We start from the raw sequence: 11,138 nt of genomic DNA on the forward strand, positions 1-11,138 counted from the left end.
GTTGAGACAGCTTGAAAGCGTTAGGGGGTCGATTTATCCATGGAGACATTGCATGCGCCACCATTTACAGACTGTCCATAGACAAAGGGGGACAACTCACTCGCTACGCTGGTTACTCCCCAGTCTCTGTGGACTCTTTCTCAGTTGTTTACCGGCGGAAGCAGCCCAACTCCAGTCTTGGCGGTTTGATCAAAATCAAAATCGCTTGGAATTCACCACGGATGAAGAAATTCGGCCTCGGGTACAGCTCATTCCCAACCCCACTCGCTTAGTCGTCGATCTACCTGGGATTGTCTTAGGTCAGCGAACCTTAAAGCAGCGTTTGGGAAGCCAGTTTCGCTCCGTCCGCCTCGGACAAGTCAATGCCCAAACCGCACGGATTGTAGTGGAATTAGATCCGGCTTATACCCTCGATCCCCAAGAAGTCAAAGTGGAGGGGAACTCACCCACCAACTGGTCGATCAATTTACCCACTCCCCAGCGGTGGCAGTCATCAGGTGAAACGACCAACAATACTCCCACAGCATCGGCTCCAGCCCCTCTACCCCCATCCCAGGTCGTTCAGCCAGCACCTACTCCCTCACCAAAAATCGTCTCCACCAAACCCTCATCTCCTCCCCTCCAAATTGCCCAAAGCTCATCGGGAATCAGTGATATTTTAGTGACCGTCGATGGTCTTTTCTTGCCGACGAAGAAGAGTAAGCCCAAAGTAAAAGTCAAGCGCAGCCGCAATAAAAAAGAGATCACATTCAAGATTTCGGGCACCACTATTGCCCCCCAACTAGCTAAGACCTTCACACCTGGATATCACGGTATCAAAGCCATGACTTTAAAGTCTGTTTCTGATTCAGAAGCAGAGCTGCTATTAAAGGTAGACAAAGACAGTCCAGACTGGATGGCAAGCGTTAGTCGATTCAGTGGGATTGTACTCTTACCCAAAGGTGGTCCCTCTGCCAATCGTTCAGCTCGCCGTCCCGGTACAACGGTCAGTTTAGTTTCACCGAATCGTTCCACCGCTCCAACCGCCTCAACGAGCCAAATCAATACGATTCGCCGTATAGACTTGGGTGGACGGCAACTCCTTGTCAAAGCCGATCAACCGATCTCATATACAACCCGCTGGTCGGGCAGAGCCTATCAAATTACGATTAATTCTGCCAAACTTGCAGATGACTTAAGAAAACCACGACTAGGCTCTGGCAGCCCTTTGTCAGACATTTCCGTTACAGAATCAGACCGCAATACGGTTATCATCACGGCCAAACCCAGCACGAACGTCAGAGTCACCGGGGTTCAGAGACTATCAAATCAGTCGATTGCCCTCAACCTCCTCCGACCCGGTCAACGCCCCATTACCCGTATTCCGAGTAATCCATTTCCCTCGTCAACAAAATCTCCTCCTCCTGTAACAGGACGTCCCGTTCGAGGTCGCAAAGTCATCGTGATTGATCCTGGCCATGGCGGGCCTGACCCCGGTGCGATCGGCATTGGCGGCTTGCGGGAAACGAATGTGGTTTTGGATATTAGCTTAGAAGTTTCTCGCATTCTTCAGCGTCAGGGCGTCGTCGTTTATCTCACCCGCACACGAGAAGTGGATGTTGATTTGCCTCCCCGAGTGAGGTTAGCGGAGAGAGTGCGGGCCACTGCGTTTGTCAGTATCCATGCCAATGCCATTAGCATGAGCCGACCAGATGTGAATGGTCTAGAGACCTATCATGCGCCAGGGGCCCGTTTAGGAGCCCGCTTGGCTCGAACAGTGCACAACACCATCTTGCGCAGATTAAGGATGCCGGATCGCCGAGTTCGTCCGGCCCGCTTCTATGTGATTCGCAAAACCTCCATGCCAGCGATTCTGGTCGAAACGGGGTTTCTCACCGGTGCCCAAGACATTGTTAGGCTAAGAAATCCAGCCTGGCGTAAACAAATGGCCCAAGCTATTGCCCAGGGAATTCTCAACTATTTAAACGGTCGCTATAACTAGGCAGTCAGTAAAGTTTTTGTGGTGGCAATATTCTGTCGGACCGCCTGGGCGGAAGTCTGCAATGCCTGATAGTCCTCAGCAGATAAGTCTAGTTCCAATACCCTCGTTACACCTTGGCGACTTAAACAGGTGGGAACGCCCAAGAAAATATCGGAGAGACCATATTGCCCATCCAGGTAAGCGGCAGCCGGTAAGATACGGGACCGATTAAATAGGATAGATTCCACCATCAAGGATGCAGAAGAAGCCGGAGCAAAATAGGCGCTACCGGCCTGCATGAGGCCAACAATTTCGGCTCCGCCATTGCGAGTGCGATCCACTAATTGCTGAATAGTTTCCTCATCCATCAATTCGGTGATCGGGATACCGCTAACGGTGGAATAGCGGGGCAGGGGCACCATCAGATCACCATGCCCTCCTAGCACCATGGCATGAACATTGGCAATCGAGACTTTGAGTTCTAGGGCAATAAAGGTTTCAAACCGGGCTGCATCTAAAACACCTGCCATGCCGATGACGCGTTCTGGTGACAATCCACTGGCCTGCCAAGCCAGATAGGTCATCACGTCTAAAGGATTAGTAACCACCATCAAAATGGCGTTAGGCGACTGGGCAATTGCTTGGCGAGTAACATCGGTAATGATCTGGGCATTCACCTTGAGCAGATCGTCACGACTCATGCCTGGTTTGCGGGGGATGCCAGCTGTAATGACGATGATATCCGAGTTTTGGGTATCGGCATAATCTGCTGTGCCGATAATGGTGCGGTCATGGTGTTCGACACCACGTGCTTCCATTAAATCTAGGGCTAATCCTTGAGGGCGACCAGCTTGAATATCCAGCAGAACGACGTCAGCAATATTCTTCTCGACAATGCGCTGTCCTAAGGTACTGCCAACATTGCCCGCTCCCACAATCGTGACGCGGGGGGCTTGGGTTCCCGGTAAGCAGGTGAGGTCCATACCTCTATTGTGGTCGGACAAATTGCGATCGCACTTAATCCGTAACCAATCGTTGAAATGATTAGGCCGCTTCTAGCTGATCAACCCGGAGCCAAACCGTTGGCACAGGGACGCGAAACTGAATCTGGGCATAATCACCCTTAATTTCTAGTACTTCTCCGGTGCCCTCAAATACATAGGGCGGCAAGCGGCGATCGCTGGCCTTTGCCTCTACGCTATTCTCAAATTTTTCGGGAACGATACGGACTAGACTTCCTTTCTTTACAGCCATAATTGCGGGTAATTTTACCAAAGTGAGAGCCACCGTCATTGTAGTCGCTTTCCTCGCCCTGATCCTAACTTCAGTGATTCCCTCAACTGATCAAGCATTTGATGAAGTCGCAAGTTGGAGCCGTTTTCACTACGCCCCAACCGTTCGCAAGAAATCATTACACTTAGAAGTCATAGCGGTTGTATTTACCCAATTGAGGGGAATCACACTGCCCTAAGAACACTGCCGAAGCCTTGAAGGAGCACTTTAAAGATGGAAGAACTACTAGCCCCCATTGCGGGATTTTTTCAAAGCTTAGGCTTGCCTGAGCCGATCGTACATTGGGGACACCCCACCATGATGGGCATTGTGGTGTTTGTAATGGGATCCTATGCCGGTGTGCAAGGCTGGCAAGGTCGGTTAGCCACTGACGAAGAAGTCGGTAGCAAAAAACGAGCTGCCCATGCCCAAGTGGTGCCTTGGATGTTTTTGTTTATCGTTTTGGGATATACCGGAGGCGTGCTGTCTTTGGTAATGCAGGAACAGCCAATTTTCGAGAGCCCCCACTTCTGGTCGGGGACGGCTGTGATTGGTTTATTGACGACTAATGCTGTGCTGTCTCTCAGCAATTTTTGGGGAGAAACGAGTTTTCGCTCTGCCCATGCTTATATTGGAAGCTCTGCTCTAGTCCTACTAGTAGTCCACACGCTATTGGGCTTGAAACTCGGCTTGTCGTTTTAATCTAGTAAGGAATCATGATCATTTAGCCCACCCTCCTTTCCTCTATCTATTGCAAGGAAACCACATCAATCTTGCAGCCAAGCACAAAGATGGAGTGGACCTTCCCCATTTCGAGAGGGGTATCCAAAGAGAGGGTGGGTTAATGCCTAGAATTCAGGTTAATCTCAACAGACTTGATACCTTAGCAGTAGTAAGAGCAATGCACTGATTGTGAAACAGCCATATAACCCCAAATAACTCATTATCTCAGGCAGAACATGACTCCCAGCGAAGTTTCACTCGGGCCGTGTCTGAAGACAAAACAGCGATTGAGCCATATCTGTGATTGGCAGTTTCCCATTGAAAAATTTATTGTGGATTTTTACTTCAAAGGGTTAAAGCTAACGATAGACATTCAGGGACATCCCACGAAGAGGAAGTTGCATCAATAAGAGGCCAAGCGATTAGAGTCTTTAGGGATATACTTTGTGGGGTTTGCTGAGGGACTGGCACAAACTCAGCCACCGCTGATTTTTGAAGAGATTAAGAGGTGAATCTTGCAAAATTCACCCAAATCAGTCTTTGTTTGTAGGATATTAGGGAAACTCACCCTGCTCTCCAAGCCCCCCCAGGAGGGGATGGGGACACCAGACATGACTCAGGAGTGCATCCATGGTTCACACGCCTCATTTGGTCAAAGCCTCCACTATTCAAGAGTCCCTTGAACAACGTTTTCAACATCCCTTAAACGCTAATGCGATTCGACACACAAAATCGATTGGGGACTGGGTGGGACTTGAACGGCTGGGAGTTCATCTGGTCAGAGTAGAGCCGGGTAGGGACACCACGCAGTTTCACTACCATCACCAAGAAGAAGAATTTATTTATATCCTGTCGGGAAAAGGGATTGCCACCATTGGTGAATCTGAATATGAAGTCGGTCCAGGCGACTTTATGGGGTTTACAGCCCCTTCCCAACCCCATAGTTTGTTTAATCCTTTTGACCAAGACTTGGTCTATTTGATGGGGGGAGAACGACGCCCTGTAGACATCTGTGACTATCCCAAACTACGGCAACGGTTAGTTCGTAATGGTGAGGACCGTCACCTATATAACTGGGATGATCTTCAGCCATTTGAAATCTAAATGCAGGCGTTGAATGGGGCCATTCTCTGCATCGCTTGGATAGTCGGCTTACTCTCCACGGCTCATCCTTATAGCTGGCTGGGGTTGATTGGCTTAGGGCTAGGACTGATGGGAATGCGAGTTATCAGTTTGCGAGTTCCCTGGCCTCTTTTGTACCCCTGGCGACGAGGCCCAAGAGTGGCCTTTTGGTTATTGGCTTTGGCATGTGCGCTGTTTGCTAGCCTATATTTCTCCGTCCGCACCCCAACCCCAGGCTCAAGAGATATCAGTCGAATCGTCCCTGAAGTCTCGCGATCGCTAGTGACGGTTACAGGCAAAGTCGAAACCATGCCTCGCTTGACACGCAGTCAAACCGTTCAGTTTCAGCTTCAGGCGTTAAAACTAGAGGCAAAGCCAACTCAAAAAACGGTTCGTGGCTTACTTTATGTATCCTTACCTCCAAAGCAGGGACAAAAACTACATCCGGGGCAACGGGTAGAAGTGTCTGGCTATCTTTACAAACCTCGCCGTTCCGCTACCCCCCAAGGCTTTGATTTTGAAGATTATCTGACCCGCTCTGGTATTTTCGCAGGTTTGCGAGGTAAAACCGTTACGGTCAAGCAGTCTGGAGGCACTTGGGGTGGCTGGGCTGTGCGGCAGCGAATTGTGCGATCGCATGCCCGATTCCTGGGACCTGAAAAAGGTGCATTAGTCAGCGCTATGGTCTTAGGCCATCGTCGGGTCGATTTACCGTTCAACCTACGCAATCGCTTTGTCAAAGTTGGTTTAGCTCATACACTAGCCGCTTCAGGGTTCCATGTTTCCATCATTCTCGCGGGACTGCTAAAGGTCACAGGTCGCCTTTCGTCCCGAACTCAACTGATCAGTGGGCTGATCGGACTCATCATTTTTATCTTCTTAAGCGGATTTGAGCCCTCGGTTTCCCGTGCGGTTTTAATGGGCATGGCAGGTTTGGCAGCCGTTACGGCCAACCGTAAGTTAAATCCAGTTGGCGTATTGCTGGTAGTGGCCGTTGGACTGCTCGTCATCCAGCCCCAATGGATCTGGGATTTAGGATTTCAACTCAGCTTTTTAGCGACATTGGGGCTGATCGTGACGGTGCCACCCTTAACCCAGAAACTAGATTGGTTACCGCCTGCGATCTCATCCTTATTCGCAGTGCCCATTGCCGCTATGCTGTGGACCTTGCCCTTACAGCTCTATCAGTTTGGAATCGCCCCGATTTATTGTTTGCTGGCCAATATTTGCACAACGCCGCTGTTGATTCTGCTAACAGCAGGTGGATTTTGCAGCGGTATCGTAGCGGTAATGTGGCCTTTGGCAGGGGGGCTATTGGCTTGGCTGCTGGCGATACCTACCCAAGGGCTGATTTGGCTGGTCACTCAGATCAGCCTGTTACCGGGAGCCTCCTTAACCCTCGGGACCCTCTCCATTTGGCAATTGGTACTGCTCTATGGGCTGCTGGTATCGGCATGGCTCTTACCCGTTTGGAAGCAACGTTTACCGCTATTGATAACCTTGGCCTTAGGCATCATCATCCTGCCCATTTGGCATTATCAAGTCTATCGCTTCCAAATCACGATTTTTGACCGAGCCACACCACCGATGATGGTGATCCAGCAACCCGGATCGACACTGGTATTGAATAGTGGCGATCGCAACACCGCATCACAAACCCTCGTTCCTTTTTTGCAACGCCAGGGCATTGATCAAGTGGATCTGGCCTTAGCCACAGACTTACGATCTCGCTGGAGAGACGGATGGCCCGCGTTACTCCAGCAGGTCTCCCTAAAGAAGTTGATTCCCATCTCTTTAACCAACAACACCGCACTACAAGAGCAACTTCTTGGATCTCAGGTCCAACCGGGAAAGCTACGTTTCCTTCAAGTCGGTGAGCAACTGGTTCAAGACCAAACTCAAATTAGCGTCTTGCGTCACCAACCGACTCTGTTGCAGTTCACTATCAATCAACAAAACTGGCTGATGGTTTCGGGTCGGTATCAAGGATTATTACCTTGGCTGCAAACGACCCAAGTCCCCTCGCCGCAAGTGCTATGGTGGTCCACAAAAGTTGATCTAGAAGCGATTCACCACTTGCAACCTCAAGTTCTTATTCTCACGTCTCGCAATATTGATGCCGAAAGCTTGAGCCAGTTAGAACGCCGAATCTCCAAAGTTTATTGGACGCCCAGAGATGGGGCAGTGCAGTGGACTCGCGATCGCGGTTTTGAATCCACCTTCCCCCTTAGTGAAAATCCGGCTTCTCCCCTGTAGAATAGGCGTTAGACTAAACCAAAATCACCAACCTGGAGAGGTGGCAGAGTGGTTGAATGCGGCAGACTCGAAATCTGTTTTAGGGTCAAACCTAACGGGGGTTCGAATCCCCCCCTCTCCGTTCTATATCTAGCTGATAGCATACCCATTAAATAGGACTGAGATGTCTGCAGGCAGTGCTCTTAAGGGCATTGAGTGGCAATTTAAATGGGTTCAGACTAAAGAGCAGACCATCATCCTTGTAACAGATTTAAAAACAAATCGATTCATTAGCAATCGTTCTGATTGTATCTATCATGGCGACACCATCTTCCTTGGGCCCCTATCTCTCTAATCCAGTGCCCATAACGCATTCGCTATAATAGTATTGGCTTTTCACTCAACAAGCATAAACTGCTCCTGCAGCCACCAATCGAGGGTGTGATTTGCACCTGAAGTCAGGAGGTTTCTTATGCAGATGCAATCAGGATATTTAGTCGGAGCACAGCAGCACACTCTTTACTATCGGGCTTGGTCCCCTGAACGCTCCCCTCAAGCTGTAGTAGCAATCGTCCACGGTCTTGGCAGTCACAGCAATACCTTCATCGATGCAGTCAATGCTTTAACTCTCCAGGGCCATGCTGTATATGGCCTAGATCTACGAGGGCATGGTCACTCTTCTGGGCAGCGAGGCTATATCAACCATTGGTCAGAGTTTAGAGCTGATTTCCACATCTTCCTGCAATTCGTTAAGCACCGAAACCCTGACCTTCCTATCTTTGCCTGGGGACATAGTTTAGGGGGTTTGATTGTTCTGGATTACGTCCTACATTCCCCCCAGCGATTGATGGGCATGATGATATCCGGTCTACCCATGAGAGTTGTCGGTATTTCACCTTGGAAGCTAGCGATAGCACGTCTTCTATCAAAGCTATGGCCACGGTTTTCACTGAATACTGGGATCGATCCAGAAAGCAATTCTCGAAATCCAGCCGTCCTGCTAGATCATTCTCAGGATTCACTGCAGCACACGCAAGGAACAGCTCGGTTAGCCACTGAATTTCTCCGCATTCAAGCCGAATTACAAGCCCACGCAGCGAATCTCCGTCTACCGCTGTTGATGCTCCATGGCAGCAACGATCAGACCGCTTCTCTCTCCGAGAGCGTAGCCTTTTTTCAAAAGGTCGGAAGCAAGACCAAACAACATCTGGAATATCCAGGAGCCTTTCACGACTTACACGCTGATCTGGATGCCCAAACAGTACTCGCTGATATGAGCCAATGGCTCCGTCAACAGCTAACTTCTTTTGAGAAAAACAAGGACCGACAGCTTATAGGCATATAGTTAGCCTTTTGTGGTCTCTTCCAAAGAGCGAATGAATTCACGAATGATATCGGTCTTGGTCCGTTGTGTCTTTTTCGCATAGCGGTCTAATATTTTTAGTTCATGCTCTGGAATTCTTATACAAAGCTGGTTCTGGGCCATATGTATAGATATATGCTATACTGCGATTGTACCTTAAAAATTGTCATTCAACGCCACTAGAGCATGTTTTAAGGTTCCAATTCAATGAACGCGCTGTATTGATGCTATTCAGAATTATTCAAGCAGTGCTTCAGCATCGCTCACGCTCCTTGTTGCTGCAGGAGTAACAATTACACCGCGTAGCTTTGTCAGAAGCCATCTCACATCAATGAAAGCGCGAAATGGTTGAGGAGAACCAGCGCCGTTTGTGAGAGAGAGTCGTCATTAGCGACTCTAGCTGATCATGTTTACACCCCATGAGATTTACTGCCCACTCCCGCAGTCTGAACAGGGGCTCTTGGGACGAACCCTACCGTCACTACTCGATGAAGCCTGCGAGCGTCATCCGAACGCCCAAGCTTTTAATCATTGGACGAAAGAAGGCTGGGAACCTGTCTCATCACAGGCATTCCGTACAACCACAGAAGAAATCGCTTTGGGTCTAAAAGAACTTGGGCTAGAGGCTGGAGATCGCATGGCCGTACTCATGCACAGTGATGTCAACTTCTGCCTGGCTGATATGGGCAGTTTGTTGGCCCACCTGATTAACGTCCCTATTTATATGGGTGAAACCCCAGAAAATATGGTGTTTATTATGCAGCATAGTGGTGCAAAAGCCCTTATGCTGTCTGATTTACAGGTGCTGCAGCACATTGCTCCTTGCCTACATGAGCTATCTACGCTGAAATTCGTTATTGTTGCCAATGGCATAGACTCCAAATTCGGCGAGGATTCTTCGATAGAGCTTCAGACTACTCTTCCAGATAGCATTCAACTTGTGTCTTTGCCTTCCTTGCGGATATGGGGACAAGAGCAATTATCAGACCAATCCCGGAAGCGGTTGCGAGCTGAGATTTCACCTGAAGATGTGGCCACCATAGTTTATGTTGCTGGTGCGACGGGACGTTGTCAGGCCTTTAGAAGCCAGGTATTACCCATTTTTCAGGCAGTGACATCCCTTAGACAGCGGCTACAGCATGGTGCTCCCTACCTGTGCGAACTTCCAAAAGGGGTAATGCTCACCCATGAAAATTTGGCAGGGGATGCACTGGCCGCGTTTAGCATTATGCCGGGTCTTCGAACTGGCCCCCAAGAAACAGTCCTTTCTTTTCTGCCACTCACCCATGTTTTTGCTCGCGTCATGCTGTATGGGCACCTGAACCATGGCCACACTGTTTATTTCACGACTCCCCAACGAATCGTCAAGCATATTCGGGAGATCAGGCCCACTATCTTATCGACCGTGCCCCGCCTTTTAGAAAAGGTCTATCAAAAGATTCTGGAGCGAGGCCATCACCTGCCCCATTTCCAGCAGATGATTTTCCAGTGGGCGATCGATCTAGCGCATAGATACCAATTGGGTTGCCAGTCGCATGGACTCTATGATTGGAAACTTAAACTAGCAGACCAGTTAGTGTATCGCCAGTGGCGCAACGGGTTTGGGGGACGGCTTAGGTATCTCCTCTGTGGGGGGGCTGCCCTCAAGTCAGAGTTAGCTACCGTTTTGTCTGCTGCAGGGATTCCGGTCCTACAAGGGTATGGCCTTACGCAAACGAGTGCTGTGCTTTGTGTGAATCGCGGGGAACTGAATCGAGCTGGCACGGTAGGAGTGCCTATTCCTGGTGTTGAAATTGAGATCGCACCCGATGGCGAAGTCTTGGCTAAAGCGCCCTATGTGATGAAAGGCTATTACAACAATCCAGTGGCAACCCAAGAAGCCATTGACGCAGAAGGTTGGTTTCATACCGGCGACTATGGGGAGATAACCGATGAAGGGTTCTTGACCATTACCGGTCAGAAAAAAAGTCTTTTTAAGTTATCAACTGGCAAGTATGTGGCCCCTGAACGTATTGAGCATCATCTCGTGCAATCCTCGTTAGTAGACTGGGCTTTGGCGGTGGGTAACCAGCGCCCTTACTGTGGTCTGCTGATTTTCCCCAATCGACGGAGACTGCACAGACTGGCAAAGAAGCTGGGGGTCCATCTTCCTCTCAACGAGATCGTAGACCATCCGCAGATTATCGCTGAATATCAATTACTGGTCGATGCGGCTAATCAGAAACTCCCGGTGTGGTCAAGGGTGAAACGCTTTCGTCTGATACCTGAAACACTCACTGTTAGGCATGGATTACTGACATCCTCTCGACAACCCGATCGGGAGGCCACCTGTGCGGCCTTTGCTGAGGAGATTGAAGCACTATATGGCGCTGTTGTGCCTGCGATAACCCAGCCAGTTTCTCCCACTATTCCACCAACATCTGCATCGCTGAGGTTGGAAGCTTCTTAGGGATTTATTCCTTC

At 49.6% G+C, this 11,138-nt stretch carries 10 protein-coding genes and 1 tRNA gene; 8 read left to right on the top strand and 3 right to left on the bottom strand.

What is annotated here, in order from left to right:
- The first annotated feature begins 52 nt into the window (after positions 1-52).
- Positions 53-1,981, top strand: a complete 1,929-nt coding sequence (locus AM1_RS09570) for an N-acetylmuramoyl-L-alanine amidase (RefSeq protein WP_012162631.1) — start codon at positions 53-55, stop codon at positions 1,979-1,981.
- Here the strand turns inward: AM1_RS09570 and mdh are convergent.
- Positions 1,978-2,943, bottom strand: coding sequence for a malate dehydrogenase (gene mdh / locus AM1_RS09575; protein WP_041659551.1), 966 nt, complete (start codon positions 2,941-2,943; stop codon positions 1,978-1,980). The genes AM1_RS09570 and mdh overlap by 4 nt on opposite strands.
- A gap of 61 nt (positions 2,944-3,004) precedes the next feature.
- Positions 3,005-3,214 carry an NAD(P)H-quinone oxidoreductase subunit O gene (gene ndhO, locus AM1_RS09580; protein WP_041660842.1) on the bottom strand — a complete coding sequence of 70 codons (210 nt, stop codon included), beginning with the start codon at positions 3,212-3,214 and terminating at the stop codon, positions 3,005-3,007.
- A gap of 252 nt (positions 3,215-3,466) precedes the next feature.
- On the opposite strand from ndhO, the gene AM1_RS09585 reads away from it, so the two are divergent.
- From AM1_RS09585 to AM1_RS09605, 6 genes are all read left to right on the top strand, one after another.
- Entirely contained in the window at positions 3,467-3,934 is a 468-nt protein-coding gene (locus AM1_RS09585) for a DUF4079 domain-containing protein (RefSeq protein ID WP_012162635.1), read from the top strand.
- Between the two features lie 233 nt (positions 3,935-4,167).
- Positions 4,168-4,365: a DUF559 domain-containing protein gene (locus AM1_RS44420; RefSeq protein WP_390610039.1), complete on the top strand. Its 198-nt coding sequence runs from the start codon at positions 4,168-4,170 to the stop codon at positions 4,363-4,365.
- Between the two features lie 220 nt (positions 4,366-4,585).
- Entirely contained in the window at positions 4,586-5,059 is a 474-nt protein-coding gene (locus AM1_RS09590) for a cupin domain-containing protein (RefSeq protein ID WP_012162637.1), read from the top strand.
- The gene (locus AM1_RS09595; RefSeq protein ID WP_012162638.1) at positions 5,060-7,333 is read left to right on the top strand and encodes a ComEC/Rec2 family competence protein; all 2,274 of its coding nucleotides are present in this window, start codon (positions 5,060-5,062) and stop codon (positions 7,331-7,333) included. It abuts the gene before it with no gap.
- A gap of 34 nt (positions 7,334-7,367) precedes the next feature.
- Positions 7,368-7,454: transfer RNA gene (locus AM1_RS09600), tRNA-Ser, on the top strand.
- A gap of 330 nt (positions 7,455-7,784) precedes the next feature.
- Positions 7,785-8,657, top strand: a complete 873-nt coding sequence (locus tag AM1_RS09605) for an alpha/beta hydrolase (protein ID WP_012162640.1) — start codon at positions 7,785-7,787, stop codon at positions 8,655-8,657.
- On the opposite strand, the gene AM1_RS09610 is transcribed toward AM1_RS09605, so the two are convergent.
- Positions 8,658-8,798 carry a ribbon-helix-helix protein, CopG family gene (locus AM1_RS09610; protein WP_012162641.1) on the bottom strand — a complete coding sequence of 47 codons (141 nt, stop codon included), beginning with the start codon at positions 8,796-8,798 and terminating at the stop codon, positions 8,658-8,660.
- A gap of 283 nt (positions 8,799-9,081) precedes the next feature.
- On the opposite strand from AM1_RS09610, the gene AM1_RS09615 reads away from it, so the two are divergent.
- Positions 9,082-11,124 (top strand): AMP-dependent synthetase/ligase, encoded by a 2,043-nt coding sequence (locus tag AM1_RS09615; protein ID WP_012162642.1) that lies wholly within the window; start codon positions 9,082-9,084, stop codon positions 11,122-11,124.
- Positions 11,125-11,138: the final 14 nt, after the last annotated feature.

Source organism: Acaryochloris marina MBIC11017, assembly GCF_000018105.1.
GTDB classification, from domain to species: Bacteria; Cyanobacteriota; Cyanobacteriia; order Thermosynechococcales; family Thermosynechococcaceae; genus Acaryochloris; species Acaryochloris marina.